Here is a 21336-nt window from a genome sequence, read left to right as displayed (position 1 = left end):
CTGGCGACTCTCCGAGTCGATGACCAACGGTGTTTCGCGTCCCTGCTGTCTCCCTCATTACCGTGGCGGTCGCCGCGCTGCTTGGTTGCACGTGGGTGCAAGCGGCGCGGTCGCTTCCTCCGTGGCCGGTATGTGCGCTCACGGCGTGCGTATCGCTCTGCGCGGCGCTGCGTGCGCGACGACGCCCGGCCTTATGCCATGTCGCCCTCGTGTCGGCCTTCGCGGCATGGGCGGCACTGCACGGCGTGCGAGCCTTCGAGGCAAGGCTGCCGCGTGAGCGCGAAGGCGACGATGTCACACTCGTCGGACATGTCATCGAGCTACCCCGCCGCATCGATGCCGACACCAGCTTCGTGTTCGTTCCTGACGACGCCACCGGCAACGACGCGGCCTTGCGGGGCAAACTCCGTCTCACGTGGTACCGGGCCGAGGCAGCGCCGCGCGCCTGCGAGCGATGGCGACTCACCGTACGTCTGCGTCGTCCACGCGGTTCGCTCAATCCCGGGGGCAACGATGCGGAGCGCGGCGCGCTGCAACGGGGTGTGGTGGCGACGGGCTACGTGCGCCCCTCGGCAGGCAACGAACGACTGGCGACAGGCACGTGCGTCGACGGATGGCGATCCGCGATCGCGGATGCGCTGGACCGGCAGCTCGGCCCGCGTGGTTCCCGTGTCGTCAGGGCACTCACCGTCGGCGACACGCGAGGTCTCGACGCGTCGGACTGGGACGTCGCGCGCGCGACGGGCGTCTCCCACCTCATCGCCATTTCCGGCTTCCATGTGGGGGTCGCCGCCGGCGGTGGTCTGCTGTTGGTCCGCCTGCTTTATGCGCTGTTGCCGTGGCTGGCGCTGCGCGTGCCACGGCCCATCGCACAGTCGGTCGCAGGCCTCGCCGTTGCGGGTGTCTACGGCCTGCTGGCGGGGATGGGGCTGCCGACCACGCGCACACTGTTGATGATCGCGGTGGTGGGTATCGCGGCATGTCTTCGTCAGCGGACCCATGGCCTGACGATGCTTGCCCTCGCGTTGCTGGTGGTGCTGATCGTGGCGCCGCTGTCCGTCCTGTCGGCGGGCTTCTGGATGTCGTTCGCGGGCGTCGGCTTCCTGATGGTCTGTGTCGCGCCGCGCGCACAAGGCTGGTGGGGCTGGGTCGGCGAGCTGTTGCGTGCGCAAGCCGCGATGAGTCTCATCCTGCTGCCGATGTCGCTGTGGTGGTTCGGCAGCGCCTCGCTGGCCGGCTTCATCGCCAACCTGGTGGCCGCGCCGCTCGTGAGTTTCGTCGTCGTGCCGATGTGCCTTGTCGGCTGCGCGCTGCTGGCGTGGCCGGTGCTGGCAGGCCCCTTGTTCGACGGCGCGGCGTGGTTGCTGGAAGCGCTGTGGCAAGGGCTGGCGGTGATGGCGCAGTGGCCTGCCGCGCGCCTGGGCGTCTCCGAAGCGGGGCTGTCGACAGTCCTGCTGGCGACGTTCGGCGCGGCGTGGCTGTTCATTCCCCGGGGTGTCCCGTTGCGCGGTTATGGTGCCTTGCTCTGCCTTCCGTTGCTGCTGCCTCCGCGAGACGAACCGGCGCACGGCGCGTTTCGCGCATGGGTGCTGGATGTGGGGCAGGGCCTGGCCGTGCTGGTGCGCACACGCTCGCATACGCTGGTCTACGACGCGGGCCCGGCATGGGCGGGAGGGCGGGACGCCGGTAGCGGCGTGGTGCTTCCCGCCGTTACGGCACTGGGTCTGTCGCCGGTGAACCGACTGGTCATCAGCCATGGCGATCGCGACCATGCCGGCGGCGCGGCATCGATCGCCGCGCGCTATCCGTCCGCGGAGCGCCTGTCCGGCGAGCGTCGCCGGCTGTCGTTTGAGGCGGAGCCGTGTACCCCCGATCGATCCTGGTCGTGGGACGGCGTGGACTTCCGCTTCCTCGTCGTGCCGCGCGAGCGCAGCGGCAAGACGCCGGGCAACGACCGTTCCTGCGTCCTGTCGATCGAAGGGGAAGGGGGCCGGTTGTTGCTCACCGGGGACATCAGCGATCGTGCCGAGCGACGCATGGATCCGGCGTCGCTCGCCATGGACGTCCCGACCGTGACCACGGTCGCTCATCACGGCAGCCGTCATGGCTCGAGCGACGCGTGGCTGGCCGCGGTGGCTCCGGTCCTCGGCGTGGCTTCGGCCGGCTATCGCAACCGCTTCCACCATCCGCATCCCGCGGTCGTGCAGCGTTACCGGGCGGCCGGTGGCGACGTGGTCGTCACCGCGGATACCGGTGCCGTTCGCATCGATTTTCCGGTCCGGAACGGTCCCCGGCGGGTCCGCGAGTGGCGCCGCCCGAAGGATCGCTACTGGCGCGAGTGACCGGCGCCGTGTTGCAGCGCGGTTTGACATTCCAAATTTAGAACGATTTAAATGGGGATTCCGCACTCAAGGGGATAGGCGCGTGATGCGATCGAGGCAGGGTTGGGGTAGGACGGCATTCGTCCTGGCGATGGCGGCTATGGTGGTACCCGTAGGGGCCCTCGCGGCCAATCAGCGCTTCGACAGCTCATTCGAGCCGGGTGATCCCGCGCTGGCGAACAAGGCGCCGGGCGGTCTCGACGTCAGCCTGGTCGGCGGCCCGCCCGCCGAAGCCGTCCTTACGGCCAAAGCCAATGTCGGCTTCACCGGTATGCACTCACTGCGCTACGCCGGCAACTCCACGGGCGCGCCCAACACGGCGAAGCTGTTCGACACCGATATCCGCGTCGGCGAGGGCACCACGCTGTCCTGGCTGGTCTTCCCGCGCTCGAACAAGGACGACCTCGCCAATCCGGCCAACTACGTCGCCGTGGATCTCGTCTTCGACGATGGCTCCCGCCTGTCGGCCACGGGAGCGCGCGACCAGCACCGTATCGCCGCCACGGCGAAGGCGCAGGGCGAAGGCCGCGTGCTCTATCCCGACCAGTGGAACTACGTCAGCGTGGATCTGGGCGCGGTCGCCAAAGGCCGTCGTGTCCGCTCCATCGAGCTGGTCGCCGACGCACCGCCGGGCGAAGCCTTCGAAGGCTTCATCGACGACGTGCGCATCGGCACGGCAACGCCCGTGTCCAGCACGCATCCCACCGACTACGTGGACACGCGCCGTGGTTCCAATGCCAACGCCAACTTCTCGCGCGGCAATAACTTCCCTGCCGTGGCGACGCCGCACGGCTTCAACTTCTGGACGCCGGTGACCAACGCCGGTTCCAACTGGCTCTACCAGTACCAGGAGCGTAACGGCGACGACAATCGCCCCCGCATCGAGGCATTCGCGCTGTCGCATGAGCCTAGCCCGTGGATGGGCGAGCGGCAGACCTTTCAGGTCATGCCCGCACAGGCGGAGTCGGGCGCACCGGCGCTGAAACGCGAAGCGCGTGCGCTGGCGTTCGGCCACGATGCCGAGGTGGCGCATCCGGACTATTACCGCGTGCGTTTTGACAACGGAGTGACTACCGAAATCACGCCGACCGACCATGCGGCGATGTTCCGCTTCACCTTCACGGGCAAGCGTTCGCAGCTCATTTTCGACAACCTCAACGACAAGGCCGAAGTCACCCTGGATCCGGGTCATCGCGCGATTCAGGGCTGGTCGGACGTCAGGAGCGGCCTGTCGACCGGTGCCACGCGTCTGTTCTTCTATGCCGAGTTCGACCGCGATGTGTCGGAGAGCGGCCGCCTGACCGGCGAGAAGCGCGACGCCGCCTCGGCATGGTTCGGCTTCGACACCGCGAAGAAGGGCAATCGCACGGTCAACATGCGCATCGCCACGTCGCTGATCTCGGTCGATCAGGCCAGGGCCAATCTCGGTCAGGAAATCGCGAGCGCCGATACCTTCGACAGCGTGCGCGAACGCGCGCGCAAGGCCTGGGACGACCGCCTCGACATGATCAAGGTCGAAGGGGCATCGCCCGACGAGCGCACGATCCTCTATTCGAACCTGTACCGTCTGTTCCTGTACCCGAACCAGGCCTACGAAAACACCGGGACGAAAGACAGGCCGGTGTGGCGCTACGCCAGCCCGTTCTCCGCGCCGGCCGGCCCGAACACGCCGACGCAGACCGGCGCACGCGTGGTCGACGGCCAGCCCTACGTCAATAACGGCTTCTGGGATACGTATCGCACGGCGTGGCCGGCTTACGTCCTGTTTACGCCGACCGAAGCGGGCAAGATGATCGACGGTTTCGTGCAGCAGTACCGCGACGCCGGCTGGATCGCGCGCTGGTCCTCGCCCGGTTACGCCGACCTGATGGTGGGTACCAGTTCGGACGTGGCCTTCGCCGATGCATGGCTCAAGGGCGTGCGTAACTTCGATGTGTCGGCGTTCTATCAGTCGGCGATCCGCAACGCCTCGACGGTCAGCGACGTGAAGGGCACGGGCCGCAAGGGCATCGAGCGTTCGCTGTTCGAGGGCTACACCGACGACAAGGTGCACGAAGGCCTGTCGTGGTCGATGGACGGCTATATCAACGACTTCGCGATCGGCAACCTCGCCGCCGCGCTGTCGAAGGACCCGGCGGCCGCCGGTGACTACAATGCCTACGCGGACGATGCCGCCTGGTACCGCTCGCGTGCGGTCGGCTACGCCAACTTGTTCGATCCGGCCGTCGGCTTCTTCGTCGCCCGCGACCCGGCTGGCAAGTGGCGCTGGACCGACAAGGACTTCAGCCCGATCCGCTGGGGCGGCGACTACACCGAGACCAACGCCTGGAACATGGCGTTCCACGCACCGCAGGATGGTGCCGGCCTGGCCGCGCTGTACGGCGGTCGCGAAGCGCTGGCCGCCAAACTCGACCAGTTCTTCAGCGCGCCGGGCAAGTTCGACGTGGGCGACTACGGCGACGTGATCCACGAAATGCTCGAGGCGCGCGATGTCCGCATGGGCCAGTACGGCCATTCCAATCAGCCCTCGCACCACATCATCTGGATGTACGACGAGGCCGGCCAGCCGTGGAAGACGCAGGACAAGCTGCGTGACGCCGTTTCGCGCCTGTATGTCGGCAGCGAGATCGGACAGGGCTACCCGGGTGATGAGGACAACGGCGAGATGTCGGCGTGGTGGCTGTTCGGCGCCGCCGGCTTCTACCCGCTGCGCATGGGCACGCCGGAGTACGTCATCGGTGCGCCGCACTTCCCGCACATGACCATCCGCCTCGAAAACGGCGCGAGCATCGACATCCGTGCGCCGGGCGTCAGCGACACCAATCGCTACGTGCAGTCCCTCAAGGTCAACGGCCAGGCATGGAACAAGGTCACCCTGCCGCACGAGCTGCTGGCCAGGGGCGCCACGCTGGACTTCGACATGGGTCCGTCGCCGTCGAAGTGGGGCACCGGTGAGGACGCGCTGCCGGCGTCGATCACGACGGAGGGGTCGAAGCCTGCGCCGCTGGTCGACCTGACCGCCGATGGCGGCAAAGCCTTCGGTTCGGTCAAGGCCGACGAGCTGGCCAGGCTGTTCGACAATACGTCGGACACCACGGCTCACCTGGATGCGAGGGGTGCCGCGCTCGGCTGGCACTTCGCCAGGCCGGTTACCGTGGAGATGCTGACCCTGACGTCCAGCGCGAAACCGGCCGATCCGTCGGGCTGGGTGCTGGAGGGTTCCAGCGACGGCAAGCACTACACGCCGGTCGATGAGCGCAAGGGTGAGACCTGGCCGTGGCGTCGGCAGACGCGCGCGTTCGCCGTGGCGACGCCGAAGGCGTATGCCTGGTACCGCCTGCGTCTGGTGGCGGCTGACCCGGCAGCGGGTGTGGATATCAGCGAAGTGGAGTTCCTCGGCCACCGCTGAGAGCTTCACTCTGGCGGGGCCTGTGGACCTTGCCTGCCCTGGTAGGAGCCAGCCCTGCTGGCGATTCATGCTTGCCTCGGTTCTTCGTGGAGACTGAGGCAAGATCCTTTCGCCAGCAGGGCTGGCTCCTACCAGAGCCGGCCTCTGGAGCTGGCCGTTCGCCGTAGTGTTAAGAGCGCCTCAGTCCCTTTCCCGGGCCCTGCTATGATGCGCACCTGACTCAAAAGTACCTCCGGGGTTCACGTGCTCGAGATCCTTCTCGCTGGCGGCTGGGCATTGCTGCCGATCCTGATCTGCTCGCTGGTCGCCATGGCGATCGTGTTCGAACGCTTCTGGGCGCTGCGTCGCGCGGCCGTGCTGCCGCCGGGGCTGGGTGAAGAGGTGCGGCAGTGGGCCCGCTCGGCACAGCTGGACGCGGCGCACCTTGCCGCGCTGGAGAAGGGGTCGCCGCTGGGCGAGCTGTTCGCTGGCGCGCTGGCCGTGCGCGACCGTCCGCGTGAGCTCATCAAGGAGCGCATCGAGGACAGCGGCCGTCACGTGGTCCACCGCATGGAGCGCTACCTCAATACGCTCGGCACCATCGCCCTGATCGGTCCGCTGCTCGGCCTGCTGGGCACGGTCATCGGCCTGATCCGCATGTTCATGGGCGTGATGGCCGGCGGTATCGGCGATCCGACCAGGATGGCCGGCGGTATCGGCGAAGCCCTGATCTGCACGGCCTTCGGCCTGATCGTCTCGATCCCGGCCTACGTACTGCACCGTTATTTCCGCTCCAGGGTGAGCGGCTACGTCGTCCAGATGGAAAAAGAGGCAACCGCGCTGCTCGACGACCTGTCGGCCCCGCGTCCCGCCGCGCCGCGTCGTCGCACCGCCGCGGAAGCCGCCGCGCCGCAGGCTGGCTGATCCATGCGCATCGGTTCCCGCCGTGAGGACGACTTCGAGATCAACGTGATCTCGCTGATCGACGTCCTGCTCACCCTGCTGATGTTCTTCGTGCTCAGCACCACCTTCGTCCAGCATTCGCGCCTCAAGGTCAACCTGCCCAAGGCGGACAGCGAGGCGCGCGAAGGCACCGACAACGCGCTCAACGTGGTCATCGACCGCGACGGCCATTACTCCGTCGGCAGCGACGAAGTCATGGGCGAGGGCATCGAGCCGCTCAAGACCGCCATCCAGCGCGTCGCGGGCGACGATCGCAATCGCCTCGTGGTGATCCGTGCCGATGCCATGACCCCCCACCAGAATGTCGTGCGCGCCATGGATGCGCTGGGCCAGGTCGGCTTTACCCGCCTGTCCATCGCCACGACGCCGTCCGAGGCGGCTTCGGCCCAGTGAGTACTCCACGCGTTTCGGTCTGGGATGTCCGGACCTGGCAGACGTACAAGCGTCTGCTCAGCTACACGAGGCGGTTCCGCACCGCCGGCATCATCGCCATCATCGGCATGATCATCGACCCGGCCTGCCTCTCGCTGTTCACCAACCTGCTGCAGCCGCTGATCGACAACCTGTTCATCGCACGCGATCCGCACACGATCTTCTGGATGCCGATCTGGATCATCTGCATCTTCGCGGTGCGTGGCGTGGCCTCGTATTGCACCGACTACGGCATCGCCTTCGTCGGTCGCAACGTGGTCCAGGCGATCCGCATCGAAGTGTTCGCGGCGTATCTGCGCCTGCCGTCGACGTTCTTCGCCAGGGAGCCGTCGGGCCAGCAGATCTCCCGCATCACCTACACCAGCGAGCAGGTCGCGGCGGCATCGTCGGATTCGCTCAAGGTCGCGGTGACAGAAGGCCTCACGGTCGTCGGCCTGCTTGCTGTCATGCTCTATCAGAGCGCGTATCTCGCGATGGCGTTGCTCGTACTGGTGCCTTGCGTGGTGGTCATCGTCACGGTGATCAGCCGCCGCTACCGCAAGATCAGCAAGCGCATCCAGGGCAATATGGGCACCGTGACCAGCGCGGTCGAAGAAGCCGTCGCGGCCAATCGCGAAGTGCGCATCTACGGTGGCCAGGCGCGCGAGGGCGACCGCTTCGGCGCGATCGCCGACCGCCAGCGCCGGCTCAATCTCAAGGTGTCCGCCACCAGCGCAGCCTCCAGCGCGACCATCCAGACCGTCGGCGCCATGGCGCTGGCGACACTGGTGTTCCTGGGCACGCGCCCCGGCGTCATCGAGACGATCACCCCGGGCGTATTCACCGCCGTGCTGACCGCGATGGGCGGCATGCTGCCGTCGCTGAAGCGACTGGCCGGCATCCAGTCGAACCTGCAGAAGGGCGTGAGCGCGGCGGAAGACCTGTTCGCGATCATCGACGAGCCGCCGGAGGTCGACCATGGCACCGAGAACCTGGTCCGTACCAAGGGCGACATCCGTTTCGAAGGCGTCAAGCTGGTCTACGAGCGCAACGACCATATCGCGCTGCGCGGCGTCGACCTGGTCTGCGCCCCCGGCACGGTCACCGCCCTGGTCGGTCGTTCCGGTAGCGGCAAGTCCAGCCTCGTCAGTCTGCTGCCGCGTTTCTACGAGCCGACCGAAGGCAACATCCTGATCGACGGCCGCGACTATGCGCAGTACACGCTGGCCTCGTTGCGCCGACAGATCGCCTGGGTCGGCCAGCACGTGGTGCTGTTCGACGACACCGTCGCCGCCAACATCGCCTACGGCGAGATGGCCGGTGCCGCCGAGGCGGACATCATCGCCGCCGCGAAGGCCGCCAACGCGATGGAGTTCATCGAGCGCCTGCCTGAAGGCCTCAATACGCAGATCGGCCAGGGCGGCAACTCGCTCTCCGGGGGCCAGCGCCAGCGCATCGCTATCGCCCGCGCCATCCTCAAGAACGCGCCGATCCTCGTCCTCGACGAAGCGACCAGCGCGCTCGACACCGAATCCGAGCGCCTGATTCAGGACGCGCTGACCCGCCTCATGCGCGACCGCACCACGCTGGTGATCGCGCACCGCCTGTCCACCATCGAACACGCCGATCAGATCGCCGTGATGGAGCAGGGCAGGATCATCGAACTCGGCACGCACCGCGAGCTGCTCGACAAGCAGGGCCAGTACGCCGCCCTGCATCGCATGCAGTTCCACGAGCAGGTCTCCGAGGGCTGACCGTGGCCCTCGGAATGTCGTTACAGAGGCGTTGGTACGGGGGCGGGAAGCCGCCCTTGTGGACGCTGCCTCTTGAGGCGTTGTACCGCGCCGTTGTCGCTCGTCGCGCGGAACGTTTTCGACGTGACGCATCGAGCGTTGTGAAGCTGTCCGTGCCGGTTGTCGTGGTGGGCAATATCACCATCGGCGGTACCGGAAAAACACCGCTGATCGTCGCGCTGGCCAGAGCGATGGCCGAGCGCGGGTTCGAGCCCGGCATCGTGAGCCGCGGGTACGGTGGGTCCGAGCGTGGTCCGTACCTGCTCACCGGCAGCGACGATCCCTCGAAGGTCGGCGACGAGCCCACCCTGATCCGCCAGAGCGGCTTTCCTGTCGCCATCGGTCGCGAGCGTCCCGAAGCCGCGCAACTCCTGATCGATGCGGGTTGCGATCTGATCCTCGCCGACGACGGCTTGCAGCATCACCGCCTCGGTCGCGACGTGGAAATCTGCGTCATCGACGGCGAGCGCCGCCTCGGCAACGGCCACCTGCTGCCTGCGGGCCCGCTGCGCGAACCGGCCAGTCGCCTCGCACAAGTCGACTTCATCGTCGTCAACGGCCACACCGGTCAGCCGAGTGAAATCGTCATGACGCTGGAAGGCGGTATCGCGGTGAACATGGCCGATCCGTCGCGCACGGCACCGCTCGCTGACTTCGCGGGCCGACCTGCGCATGCGGTCGCGGGGATCGGCAATCCGTCGCGGTTCTTCGCCAGCCTGACCGCGCAGGGCATCGCTGTGGACGGTCACCCATTCGCCGACCATCATGCATTCACCCGCGACGACTTGACGTTCGCCGACGGTTGCCCCGTCCTGATGACTGACAAGGATGCGGTGAAATGTCGCTCGTTTGCACGCGAGAACTGGTGGCGCGTCCCGGTGAGTGCGTCGTTGCCTGAGTCGTTTTATGACGAAGTCGCGGCGTGCGTCGCACGTAAGCGAAAAGGCTAACTGCGCGGCTCCTGTAGGAGCGAACCCGGTTCGCGAACCCTCAGCCTAACTAAGGCGAACGAGGCCATGGGCCTCAGGCAAGCGAGCGGTCCCAGCCAACGAAGCGAACCGCCGCTCGACCTCACGCCCCCTCACCCGGCGGCATGCGACACCCACACGTCGCGACAGCCAACCGCGAAGGCGAAGCCGAGCCCTCGGCAGATCGCAAACAAAAAAGGCCGGTCAAAAGACCGGCCTTCGAATAGCGAAGAAGTCGGAGCGCCTGTTACTGCACCCGCGACACGTTCCCGTTCTCGTCCACCACCACGATGTCGCCCTGGCGAATGGCGCTCGCATCCTTCACCTGGACATTGGTGTATCCACCACCGCCCATCTTCAGACGCAGCGTGTAGCTCTCGCTGCCGCCGCCCTTGCCGATCGCGTTACCGGCGAAGCCGCCGCCCACCGCGCCGCCGACGGTAGCCAGCTTGCGGCCGTTGCCCCTGCCGACCTGGTTGCCGAGGACGCCGCCGGCGATGGCGCCGATGACCGCACCCGCGGTGCCGTGGTCGCGGCCCTGGACGACGTTGTGTTCGATGCTCTGGACGACGCCGCACTGGTCGCAGCGGACGTAGATGCCGTCGCTGCGGGTCAGCGTGGCGGCCGAGGCCGGCGCGACTGCCGCCGTGGCGAGCAGGGCGGCCAGGGGAAGGCCGAGGACGGTCTTGACGTTCATTGAAAACTCCTCATTCGAACGGCGGGGACGGTGCCGTAGTGGGACCAGTCTAAGCATCGCTGCTGAATGGATGGCGAGCACGATTCACACTTCACACAAAGACTGGATACTAGGGGCATGACTACCGCCATCCTGTGGTTCCGCCGCGATCTTCGTCTTGCAGATAACCCCGCTCTCGTCGAGGCGATGAAGGCGCACGACCACGTCGTGCCGCTGTACATCCACGCCCCGGAGGAGGAGGGCGAGTGGGCACCCGGTGCCGCCGGGCGCTGGTGGCTGCACCATTCACTGGCGGCCCTGGATACCTCGCTTGGGGCACACCGCGGGTCGCTGCAGATTCTGCATGGGTCGAGCCTCGATTCGCTGCGCGCCGCCGTCGAGGCGACCGGCGCCACGGCCGTGTACTTCAACCGGCTCTACGAACCGAAGGTCATCCGTCGCGACAAGGCCGTGCGCAAGGCGCTGGAGGAGGACGGTATCGACGTCGCCTCGTTCAACGCGTCGCTGTGGTGCGAGCCCTGGGACATCGCCACGAAACAGGACGAGCCCTACCGGGTGTTCACGCCGTTCTGGCGCAACCTCCGCACGCGGATCGACGAGGTCGGGCCGGTCGAGGCGCCGTCCCCCATGCACCTGGCGGGCCTGCCGACGTCGATGGCGCTGGACGACCTGGCGCTGTTGCCGACACTCGACTGGGCCAGAGGCTTCGACGAATGGACGCCGGGCGAGCGGGGCGCTCACGAGATGCTCGAACTCTTTGCCGATGATGCCGTGGGCCACTACGTGGAAGGTCGCGACCTGCCTGCGAGGCATGGCACGTCAAGGATGTCGCCGCATCTGCACTGGGGTGAGATATCGCCCCTCCAGATCGCCGCGGGCCTGCGCGCCCACGCGGCAAGGACGAAGAAAAAGCCCGACATCGAGCCCTATCTGCGGCAGCTCGGCTGGCGCGAGTTCGCGCATCACCTGCTGTTCCACTTCCCCAAAACCCCGAAAGAAAACTTCAACCCGAAGTTCAACGGATTCCCCTGGGCGAAGCGCGATGCGCACGCGTTGCGCCGCTGGAAACAGGGCAAGACCGGCATCCCCATCGTCGATGCGGGCATGCGGGAGCTCTGGGCCACCGGCTGGATGCACAACCGCGTGCGCATGCTGGTCGCCAGCCTGCTGACGAAGAACATGCGTCAGCACTGGGTGCTGGGCTCGAAGTGGTTCTGGGACACGCTGGTCGACGCGGACCTGGCCAACAACGCGCTGGGCTGGCAGTGGGTGGCGGGCAGCGGCGCCGATGCCGCGCCGTACTTCCGCATCTTCAACCCGGTGACCCAGTCGGAAAAATTCGACAAGGACGGGGCATACATCCGGCGCTGGGTGCCTGAGCTTCGCGATGCGCCCGGACGTCTGGTGCATGCGCCGTGGGAAGACGAAGCGTTCCTGAAGGCGTCGGGCTACCCGCGCCCGCTGGTCGACCTGAAGGCCACGCGCGACGACGCGCTTACGGCTTACCAGGCGTCGAAGAGCGATCGGGCGCCGTCCGCGGATCGTGCAGACGGCTGAAGATCCAGCTAGCACTGAGGGTGATCAGCCCGAGCACGATGACCGACCAGCGGAACGCCCAGACATAGCCCTGGGCGTTATGCGAACCGAGGAAGCCGGCCATCAGCAAGGATGCCAGCGCGATGCCGAAGCTCATCGACAGATACTGCGCGGTCGAGGCCATCGAGGACGCCTGCGAGGCGTACTGCACGTCCAGGTCCACATAGGCCAGCGTGTTCATCGAGGTGTACTGCAAGGACATCACCGCGCCGTAGACGTAGACGAAAATGACGGTGACCCAGGCCGGCGTGTCGGCCGAAAGCAGCGCGAAGGAGCAAAGGACGGCCGAGACGGCGATGGTGTTGCCGAGCAGCAGGCGGCGATAGCCGAACTGAGTGAGCAGACGGTTGATGAAAGGCTTGACCGAGATCGAGCCGATCGCCTGCGGCACCATCATCATGCCGGCTACGAGGGGCGACCAGCCGCAGCCGATCTGCAGGAACAGCACCAGCAGCAGATACATGCCGGAAACGCCCAGCCGCGTGAACAGGTTGCCGGCCAGCGAAACCCACACGCTGCGCACCTTCAGCAGCGATAGGTCGCTCACCGGGAACTCGGTACGACGGCTATGCCGGACGTAAAGCATGCCCGTCGCGATCGCGGCAACCGCATAACCGAGCACGAGGGGCCAGTGGCCGTCGCCACCGGCGGTCTCGGCGGCCATCAGCAGCAGCGCCGATGCGCCGGCAAACAGGATGAAGCCCAGCGTATCGAAACGGTGCGCGGTATCCAGCCGGTAGTCCGGCATCTCGCGGCGATTCAGCAGCAGTCCGACGATGCCGACCGGGACATTGATAAGGAAGATCAGCCGCCAGTTGGTGAACTCGACCAGCGCGCCGCCGACGAGCGGGCCGACCACCGATCCCAGCAGGCCGAAGGTGGCCACCGTCGTCATCGAACTGACGAACTCCCGGCGATCGATACTGCGCACCAGTACGTAGCGACCCACCGGCATCAGCGCCGCGCCGCCCAGGCCCTGGACGATACGCGAGGCGACCAGCTGCGGCAGGCTCTGGGCCACACCGCACAGCAATGAGCCCAACGCGAAGACCAGGATCGCGCCGCCGAACACGCGGCGTGTGCCGAAGCGATCGCACAGCCAGGGGCTCATCGGGATGAAGATCGCCAGCGTCAGCACGTAGCTGGTGAGGGCGGTGCGCATGCTCAGCGGCGTCACCTCCAGCGCGTGGGAGATGGCGGGCACCGCGGTGTTGACGATCGTCGAATCCAGCGCCTGCATGAAGAATGCGGCCGACACCAGCCAGATCAGGCCGCGATAGCGCGCCTTGCTGGACGGCTCTGCCGGAGCGAGGGCCGGTCGATCGGTGGGTAGGGCGTGGACGTCGGTCGAAATGGGGGTGTCAATGACGTCGGTCGAGGGCATGATCCGGGCGATTATAGCGGATCGAAACCTTGCTTTTGACGCGCCTTCGGCCGACAGTTCAGGGTCGCGTCTGCTTCGCTCATGCCATCACGGACCCTGCACATGCCTCAAGCCACCGCCCCCGAAGCTGAAGTCGCGCGCGCCGCCGAGCTGCGCCGCCGCATCGAGGATGCGAACTACCGCTACCACGTCCTCGACGATCCCGATATTGCCGACGCCGAGTACGACCGTCTCATGCGTGAGCTCGAGGCGCTCGAAGCCGAATACACCGATCTGGCCGCACTCGACTCGCCGACGCGTCGCGTGGGTGCGCGAGCGCATGGCGGTTTTGCCGAAGTCATACATGCCTTGCCGATGCTGTCGCTGGGCAACGCCTTCGAACAGGAGGGCGACACCGATCGCGAGAAGTACCGCGAGGTCGCCGACTTCGAGCGCCGTATCGAACAGACCCTGGGCCGCAAGCAACCCGTGTTTTCCGTCGAGCCCAAGCTCGATGGCCTCGCGATCAGTCTTCGTTATGAGGACGGTGTCTTCGTACAGGGCGCCACACGCGGCGACGGTTCGGTCGGGGAGGACGTCACCGCCAATCTGCGCACGGTGAAGGCGATTCCGCTGCGCCTGCGCGGTTCGGACTGGCCGCGCGTGCTGGAAGTGCGTGGCGAGGTGATCATGCCGCGTGCTGGCTTCGAGAAGTTCAACGAGCGTGCCCGCGAAGCCGGTGAGAAACCGCTCGCCAATCCGCGCAATGGCGCCGCGGGTTCGCTGCGTCAGCTGGATCCCGCCATCACCGCGAAGCGTCCGCTGGCGTTCTTCGCCTATGCGATCGGTCTGGTCGAGGACGGCGAATTGCCGGATACGCACTCCGCGACGCTGGCGAAGCTGCGCGAATGGGGTTTTCCGGTCTCGCCGGAAGTATCGACGGCGAAAGGCTTCGAGGGTCTCATCACCTACTTCCGCAAGATCGGCGAGAAACGCGACAGCCTGCCGTACGACATCGACGGTGTCGTCTACAAGCTCGACGATTACGAAGGCCAGCAGGAAATGGGCTTCGTCTCACGCGCGCCGCGCTGGGCCATCGCGCATAAGTATCCCGCGCAGGAGCAGATGACCACCGTCGAGGCGATCGAGATCCAGATCGGTCGCACGGGTGCGGCCACGCCCGTGGCGCGTCTCACGCCGGTACAGGTCGGCGGCGTCACCGTGACCAATGCCACGCTGCACAATGCCGACCAGGTCGCGCGTCTGGATGTCCGCATCCGCGATACGGTGATCGTGCGCCGCGCCGGCGACGTCATTCCCGAAGTCGCGCGCGTGGTGGATGAGCGCCGGCCGGCGGGGACGGTCGCCTGGCGGATGCCCGCGACGTGTCCCGTGTGCGGATCCGAACTGCTCCGCGAAGAGGGCGCGGCGGCGTATCGCTGCTCCGGTGGCCTGATCTGCGCTGCGCAACGCAAGGAGGCGCTGATTCACTTCGCCTCCCGTCGCGCGATGGACATCGACGGCCTGGGCGATCGCTTTGTCGACGCGCTGGTCGAGTTCGACATGGTGCACACGCCGGCCGATCTGTATGCGATGACCGTCGACCGCTTCGTGCAGATGAAGACGCTGGCCGACGAGCGCGACGGGTCGACGCCGGAGACGGTGAAGCAGGGCAAGGTCGCGACCCGGTGGGCCGAGAATCTCGTAGCCGCCATCGAGGCCAGCAAGCAGTCGACGCTGCCGCGCTTCCTGTTCGGTCTTGGCATCATGCATATCGGCGAGAGCACCGCGAAAACACTGGCATCGTGGCTCGGTTCGCTGGAGTTCGTGCGACATACGCCGGCACCGGTGCTGCGAGTGCTGCCCGATATCGGCGACGAAGTGGCGACGTCGATCGCCGCTTTCTTCGAGCAGGAAGGTAACCAGAAGGTCGTCGACGCGCTGCTCGATGCGGGAATCGTTTTCGCGGACGAGGGCGTTCCGTCGCCGAAGCTGCGTGAGCGGCTGGGGCTGGATGTGCTGCTCGATGCGGCGAAGGTGCCCAAGCTGGGTCCGAAGAGCACGGCGACGCTGGCGAAGAACTACGCGAATCTCGATGCGCTGATCAAGGCGGGCGAGCATCAGTGGATCGTCGCCGGGGTGCCGCAGGCGGCGGCGTCGAATCTCAGTGCTTACCTCGCCGACAGCGATCGCGCGGCGGCTCTGCGTGCCAGTGCGGAGGCGATGGCCCGGCTGGCGGAGGCCTTGCCTGCGAAGGCGGCGGCGGCCTTGCCGCTGGAAGGGCTGACCTATGTGATCACCGGCACGATGGAAGCGCTGAAGCGCGATGACGCGACGGAACGGCTCGAAGGTCTCGGGGCCAAGGTGGCGGGGTCGGTGTCGAAGAAGACGACGGCGGTGTTCGCCGGTGAGGCCGCGGGGTCGAAGCTGGATAAGGCGAAGGAGCTGGGCGTGCCGGTTTATACGGAGGCGGATCTGGTGGCGTTGCTGGCCGAGCATGGGGTGGCGCCGTGACGGCGGACCACCGCCGAAAGGGCTGGCTCCCGCCGGGGCGCGAGGCCTTGCGGCTGCGGGCGGAGACGCTGGGGCGGATTCGCGCGTTCTTCCTCGAACGCGGCGTGATGGAGGTGGAGACGCCCATGCTTTCCGCCGCCGGAAACACGGATCCCAATATCCAGAGCTTTACGGCCAGCTTCACCGGCCACGTGGATGCCGGTGCGCGTGAGCGCTGGATGCGTACGTCGCCGGAGTTTCCGCTGAAGCGCCTGCTCGCAGCGGGCGCGGGTGACATCTATGAGCTGGGGCGCGTGTTTCGCAACGGCGAGGCGGGCGGCAGGCACAACCCCGAGTTCACCATGCTCGAGTGGTATCGCGTGGGCTGGGATGACGTGAAGCTGGCGCGCGAGGTGATCGACCTGCTGGAGCTGCTGCTGGTCCGGGCGGGCAAGACGTTCGGCGTATACGAGACGACGTATCGCGGACTGTTTCACGACGCGCTGGGCATCGATCCGCTGGTCGATCCGGTCGAGAAACTTCAGGCGGCCATGACCGGCACGGAGATCGACGGCGAAGGCCTCGAACGCGACGACTGGCTCGACCTCGTGCTGACCCATCGCATCCAGCCGTTTTTTCCGCGCGATCGCATCACGGTGGTGTATGACTTCCCGGCGAGCCAGTGTGCACTGGCGAGGATCCGTCACGACGATCCCCCGGTGGCCGAACGCTTCGAAGCCTATGTCGGACCGTACGAAGTCGCCAACGGGTACCACGAGCTGAACGATCCCGCCGAGCAGAGGGCACGCTTCGAGCGTGACAACGCGAAGCGGCGTGAGCGGGGCGACCGCGAAGTGCCGATCGACGAGCGCTTGCTGAGTGTGCTCGCGGATATGCCGGATTGCGCGGGCGTCGCGCTGGGCGTCGAGCGCCTGCTGATGGTGCTGGCCGGTACGGATGCGATTGCCGACGTGCTGGCTTTCCCGTTTTCGGAGGCGTGACGATGGGGATGCTGGAGGCCATTCACCACGTCGCGATCATCTGCTCCGACTATGCGAAGTCGAAGGCGTTCTATACCGAGACGCTGGGATTTCGCGTGGTGCACGAGGCGTACCGGGAAGCGCGTGACTCGTGGAAGCTGGACCTGGAAGTGAGCCCAGGCGTGCAGATCGAGCTGTTTTCGTTTCCGTCGCCGCCGAAGCGGCCGTCACGGCCGGAGGCGCAGGGGCTGCGGCACCTGGCGTTTTCGGTAGGCGATATCGATGCGGTCGTGGCGACGTTGGCGGAGCGTGGTGTGGATTGCGAGCCGATTCGTGTGGACGAGTTTACGGGCAAGCGGTTTACCTTCTTTGCCGACCCGGATCATTTGCCGATTGAGTTGTATGAGAACTGAGGCGGGTTGAATCGCCCGCAAGGCGGGCTCCTACAGGTACGGCGGCACCCGGTGCCGATACCCTATGTAGGAGCGCGCCCCGCGCGCGATGCCCGTCCGCGCGCGATCCCCTCAAAACTCCAGCTCCTGCGCCGCACACAGATAATCCACCATCGGTGCCAGGCGCTTAAAGCTGTCCACCACGAACGGCAGCAGCTCCGACGAGCACGCCATCTCCTCATCGAAATTCTGCCCGGCGGCGAAATTCTTCCGCTTCAGATCCTCGATCAGCTCATGGTTCGGATCGAACCCGCGCGGCGGCCGCGTCAGGCTCTCACCCCAGAACTCGAAGCGCTCGCGAAACGCCTTCCCGTGCGTCGCGCGCTTCCACGAATCCGGATTGTCCGCGAGAAAGTCGCGCAGCTTCTTCAGCACCGGCGGCTCGGGATGCCACATGCCGCCACCGGCGAAGCACTCGCCCGGCTGGATATGCAGATAAAAGCCGGGCGCCTGGATCTCATGCCGGCGCTCATGAAAGAAGCGCGATCCCTGCCAGCCCTTGTACGGCTGCTTGTCATTGGCGAAGCGCGTATCGCGATGAATGCGATACAGCGAGCCGCCGACCTTGCGCGTATCGGCGCGGTAATGCGGGCTGATCTTCTTCAGCGGCGCGTCGAGGTCGCCGATCAGCTGAAGGAACGGCTCGCGTACGTGACGCTCGTAATCCGCCTTGTGATCCTGGAACCACTCGCGGTTGTTGTTGCGCATGAGCGACTTGAAGAAACGAAAGGTCGCGGGCGTGAAATAAGTCTGGGCCATGGGTGTCAGAGCAGTTCGTGGCCCCACGCTTCCAGCTCGTCGAGCAGGAGCAGCGGGGAGCCGGGCAGGGCGCGGAGGGCGGTGAGTTCGAGCTGGTATTCGTCGAGCGTGAGCGAGGTCAGCGGGCCCCTGCGGGTGAGGCGCGCGACGCGAAACGCCTCCCAGCGCTCGTGCTCCTGTACCGAGAGGGTTTCGGGCCAGTTGCGCGCGCGATAACGGAACAGCAATTCCGCGTAGCGCGGGTCGCGGAATGTGAAGCCACGCGAGCCCAGCTGGTCGGGCGGCGTGGCACGCACTTCGGCGAGCAGCCGCTTGTCCGCATCGGGCAGGAAGCCGCCGTACAGCGCGAGTTCCGGATCCTCGGCCGGCGGAAACTGACCGGCCTGGCCGTAGATACGCCGCACCTTTTCGGCGAGGCCTTCCGCCTGACGCAGAAGGGCGAGATGGCGTTCGACCGCGTCCATGTCCAGGCCGAGGCGGGTGTGGTCGGCACCCTTCAGGACGGAAAGCGGCGCAAGCGCCGGCGCGTTGTTCGCCTTGATCGTGCGCAACGCGATGCGTTCGACCCCTTCGGGCAGGTCGGCGCGCGACGTGAACACGCGGTCGGCCACATCGCCGTCGTCCAGCGCGAGCAGATCGGCGGGATCGGCCGTGAGATCGTAGACGATGATTTCTCCGGCGCGCGACGGATGCGCCGCCAGCGGCGCGATCACGGTCAGGCACTGGCGGCTGGCGGGATAGCGCGACGACACGTGCACCACCGGCGTCATCGCCGCCACGTCCAGCAGTTCGAAGACACGCTGTTTGCGGCGCAGCGCGAAGTACCAGTCCCACAGCTTCGGCTGGTGCCGGCGGATCAGGCGGGCGAGCGCGATCAGGGCTTCGACGTCGGACAGCGCGTCGTGCGCGCGGTCCTGCTTGAGCCCATTGGCGGTGGCCAGGTGCTCGAGCCTGAAGCTGGGCAGGCCGTCCTCACGGGTCGGCCAGACGATGCCGTCGGGACGCAGCGCCTGACACAGGCGCACGAGGTCGATCAGGTCCCAGCGGGAATTGCCGTTCTCCCATTCGCGACCGTACGGCTCGTAGAAATTGCGGTACAGGAGGTGCCGGGTGAACTCGTCATCGAAGCGCAGCGAGTTGTAGCCCACGGTGCAGGTACCCGGCACGGACAGCTGCTCGTGGATCGCGGCGGCGAAGTCGGCTTCGCGCAGGCCTTCACGTGCGGTCAGCTGCGGAGCGATGCCGGTAATCAGGCAGGCCGCGGGCTGGGGCGGCATGTCGCGCGGCGGCTGGCAGTAGATCATCAGCGGCTCGCCGACGATCTCCAGGTTGGCGTCGGTGCGGATGCCGGCGAACTGGCTGGGACGGTCCCGCCGCGGGTCGGAGCCAAAGGTTTCGTAGTCGTGCCAGAAGAAGGTCGGTTCGGCCATCGGCACATCATCTCATGGGTCGACCTGCTTTCCACGCGTACTGCCGTTAGACTGGGCGACACCGTTAGGAGCCCCCATGACCGCAGCGCACGACGACAACCTCATCTGGATCGACCTGGAAATGACCGGTCTGGACACGGACAACGACTCCATCCTGGAGATCGCCACGATCGTGACCGACAAGGATCTGAACGTTCTGGCTGAGGGCCCGGTCTTCGCGATCTCGCATGCCGACGCGCGCCTGCAGCAGATGGACGCCTGGAATCGTAACCAGCACATGCGCTCGGGCCTCTGGGGTCGGGCCGTCGAGTCCGACACCGCACCGGGTGAAGCCGAAACAGCCACCATCGAATTCCTCAGGCAGTGGGTGCCCGCCGGCAAGTCGCCGATGTGCGGCAATTCCATCTGCCAGGACCGCCGCTTCCTGCATCGCGAGATGCCGAAGCTGGAGCGCTTCTTCCATTACCGCAACCTCGACGTATCCACGCTGAAAGAGCTGTCGCGTCGCTGGTCGCCGGACATCGCGCGCGGCTTCAACAAGGACTCCGCTCACACCGCGCTGTCCGACATCCGCGATTCGATCGAAGAGCTTCGCTATTACCGTCGCTTCATGGGCCCGATGGGCGGCCCGCAGCAGGGCTGAGCCATGAATCCCTTCGCCACCTCGCTGGACTGCAACGGGCGCGCACTGGTCCTCGACCGGCCGCGCGTCGTCGGCATCGTCAACGTCACGCCGGATTCGTTTTCGGACGGCGGCCGGTACGACACGCTCGACGCCGCCTACGAGCACGCCCTGCGCCTGGTGGAAGAAGGCGCCGACATGCTCGACATCGGTGGTGAGTCCACCCGCCCCGGTGCGGACGACGTCGGCGCCGCGGAAGAAATCCGTCGCGTGGTCCCGCTGATCGAGCGGCTGGCAGCGGCGACCACCGTGCCGCTCTCGATAGACACCTCCAAGGCGGAGGTGATGCGCGCCGCCGTCGGCGCCGGCGCCGGCATGATCAACGACGTCTTCGCGTTGCGTCGTGAGGGTGCGCTCGATGCCGCCGCCGATCTGCGGGTGCCGGTCTGCCTGATGCACATGCAGGGCGAGCCCCGGGGCATGCAGGACGCGCCGGATTACGACGACGTGGTCGGCGAGGTCCATCGCTTCCTGACCGACCGGCTGTTTTCGTGTGAACTGGCCGGCATCGATCGCAGGCGGGTACTGGTCGACCCCGGCTTCGGATTCGGCAAGAACCTCGAACATAACCTGGCCCTGCTGCGCGCCACGGGGCGCTTCGCGGAACTCGGCGCCGGGGCGTACGTCGGTCTGTCGCGCAAGTCGATGATCGGCGCCATCACCGGTCGTGACGATCCGCGCGCCCGGGTCTCCGGCTCGGTCGCCGCCGCCCTGATCGCCGTGCAGCGTGGCGCCATCCTGGTCCGTGTCCACGACGTGGCCGCCACGGTGGACGCCCTGGCCGTGCAGCACGCCGTCCAGGCCGGCGACACCGCCGCCCGGGTCGATAAACCCACGATGCCGCGCTGGCCGGACGACGACTGAGCCGGGGATCGCGCGCAGGCGCCGGGGTCGCGCGCAGGGCGCGCTCCTACACGCGGCTTTTGTAGGAGCGCGCCCTGCGCGCGAAAAGCCAACAAGGCGACGACGCGGCACCCCCC

16 protein-coding genes are annotated in these 21336 nt (G+C 66.8%); 12 read left to right on the top strand and 4 right to left on the bottom strand.

The features are described 5' to 3' along the window. The first annotated feature begins 29 nt into the window (after window positions 1-29). From FA87_RS10660 to lpxK, 6 genes are all read left to right on the top strand, one after another. Window positions 30-2342, top strand: a complete 2313-nt coding sequence (locus FA87_RS10660; RefSeq protein WP_156128533.1) for a DNA internalization-related competence protein ComEC/Rec2 — start codon at window positions 30-32, stop codon at window positions 2340-2342. Window positions 2343-2481: 139 nt separating this feature from the next. Beyond that, window positions 2482-5790 (top strand): GH92 family glycosyl hydrolase, encoded by a 3309-nt coding sequence (locus tag FA87_RS10655; protein WP_239709064.1) that lies wholly within the window; start codon window positions 2482-2484, stop codon window positions 5788-5790. Between the two features lie 243 nt (window positions 5791-6033). Next, complete coding sequence (locus FA87_RS10650; RefSeq protein ID WP_043694501.1) at window positions 6034-6693, top strand: MotA/TolQ/ExbB proton channel family protein; 660 nt, start codon at window positions 6034-6036, stop codon at window positions 6691-6693. Window positions 6694-6696: 3 nt separating this feature from the next. Then, the gene (locus tag FA87_RS10645; RefSeq protein ID WP_036112599.1) at window positions 6697-7125 is read left to right on the top strand and encodes a biopolymer transporter ExbD; all 429 of its coding nucleotides are present in this window, start codon (window positions 6697-6699) and stop codon (window positions 7123-7125) included. Then, on the top strand, window positions 7122-8897 hold the full coding sequence (gene msbA / locus FA87_RS10640; protein ID WP_036112602.1) for a lipid A export permease/ATP-binding protein MsbA: 1776 nt from the start codon (window positions 7122-7124) through the stop codon (window positions 8895-8897). Before FA87_RS10645 ends, msbA begins: the two co-directional genes overlap by 4 nt. A gap of 14 nt (window positions 8898-8911) precedes the next feature. Next, on the top strand, window positions 8912-9886 hold the full coding sequence (gene lpxK, locus FA87_RS10635; RefSeq protein WP_342633153.1) for a tetraacyldisaccharide 4'-kinase: 975 nt from the start codon (window positions 8912-8914) through the stop codon (window positions 9884-9886). A gap of 265 nt (window positions 9887-10151) precedes the next feature. On the opposite strand, the gene FA87_RS10630 is transcribed toward lpxK, so the two are convergent. After that, window positions 10152-10601: a glycine zipper 2TM domain-containing protein gene (locus FA87_RS10630; protein ID WP_036112607.1), complete on the bottom strand. Its 450-nt coding sequence runs from the start codon at window positions 10599-10601 to the stop codon at window positions 10152-10154. 117 nt (window positions 10602-10718) lie between these two features. Here FA87_RS10630 and FA87_RS10625 point away from each other — a divergent pair, with 117 nt between their 5' ends. Further along, entirely contained in the window at window positions 10719-12158 is a 1440-nt protein-coding gene (locus FA87_RS10625) for a deoxyribodipyrimidine photo-lyase (RefSeq protein WP_052191299.1), read from the top strand. Here the strand turns inward: FA87_RS10625 and FA87_RS10620 are convergent. Continuing rightward, the gene (locus FA87_RS10620; RefSeq protein WP_081907441.1) at window positions 12097-13581 is read right to left on the bottom strand and encodes an MFS transporter; all 1485 of its coding nucleotides are present in this window, start codon (window positions 13579-13581) and stop codon (window positions 12097-12099) included. The two genes, FA87_RS10625 and FA87_RS10620, sit on opposite strands and share 62 nt — an antisense overlap. 102 nt (window positions 13582-13683) lie before the next feature. Here FA87_RS10620 and ligA point away from each other — a divergent pair, with 102 nt between their 5' ends. Genes ligA through FA87_RS10605 form a run of 3 tightly spaced genes read left to right on the top strand, consistent with a single transcriptional unit; the run spans window position 13684 to window position 17446 of the window. Then, window positions 13684-16074: an NAD-dependent DNA ligase LigA gene (gene ligA / locus FA87_RS10615; protein WP_043694494.1), complete on the top strand. Its 2391-nt coding sequence runs from the start codon at window positions 13684-13686 to the stop codon at window positions 16072-16074. Further along, entirely contained in the window at window positions 16071-17054 is a 984-nt protein-coding gene (gene epmA, locus FA87_RS10610) for an EF-P lysine aminoacylase EpmA (RefSeq protein WP_052191298.1), read from the top strand. The genes ligA and epmA overlap by 4 nt, the downstream gene beginning before the upstream one ends. Window positions 17055-17062: 8 nt before the next feature. After that, the gene (locus FA87_RS10605; protein ID WP_043697909.1) at window positions 17063-17446 is read left to right on the top strand and encodes a VOC family protein; all 384 of its coding nucleotides are present in this window, start codon (window positions 17063-17065) and stop codon (window positions 17444-17446) included. A 111-nt stretch (window positions 17447-17557) separates the two neighbouring features. On the opposite strand, the gene FA87_RS10600 is transcribed toward FA87_RS10605, so the two are convergent. Further along, the gene (locus FA87_RS10600) at window positions 17558-18244 is read right to left on the bottom strand and encodes a DUF2461 domain-containing protein (protein WP_043694491.1); all 687 of its coding nucleotides are present in this window, start codon (window positions 18242-18244) and stop codon (window positions 17558-17560) included. 5 nt (window positions 18245-18249) lie between these two features. Then, complete coding sequence (gene sbcB, locus FA87_RS10595; protein ID WP_043694488.1) at window positions 18250-19674, bottom strand: exodeoxyribonuclease I; 1425 nt, start codon at window positions 19672-19674, stop codon at window positions 18250-18252. Between the two features lie 76 nt (window positions 19675-19750). Here sbcB and orn point away from each other — a divergent pair, with 76 nt between their 5' ends. Both orn and folP read left to right on the top strand, forming a co-directional pair. Next, window positions 19751-20317 carry an oligoribonuclease gene (orn, locus tag FA87_RS10590; protein ID WP_036112618.1) on the top strand — a complete coding sequence of 189 codons (567 nt, stop codon included), beginning with the start codon at window positions 19751-19753 and terminating at the stop codon, window positions 20315-20317. Window positions 20318-20320: 3 nt separating this feature from the next. Continuing rightward, window positions 20321-21220: a dihydropteroate synthase gene (folP, locus tag FA87_RS10585; protein ID WP_043694485.1), complete on the top strand. Its 900-nt coding sequence runs from the start codon at window positions 20321-20323 to the stop codon at window positions 21218-21220. Window positions 21221-21336: the final 116 nt, after the last annotated feature.

This window comes from Luteibacter sp. 9133 (assembly GCF_000800155.1).
Taxonomy (GTDB): Bacteria; Pseudomonadota; Gammaproteobacteria; order Xanthomonadales; family Rhodanobacteraceae; genus Luteibacter; species Luteibacter mycovicinus.
This window is presented reverse-complemented; position numbering and strand designations above follow the sequence as displayed.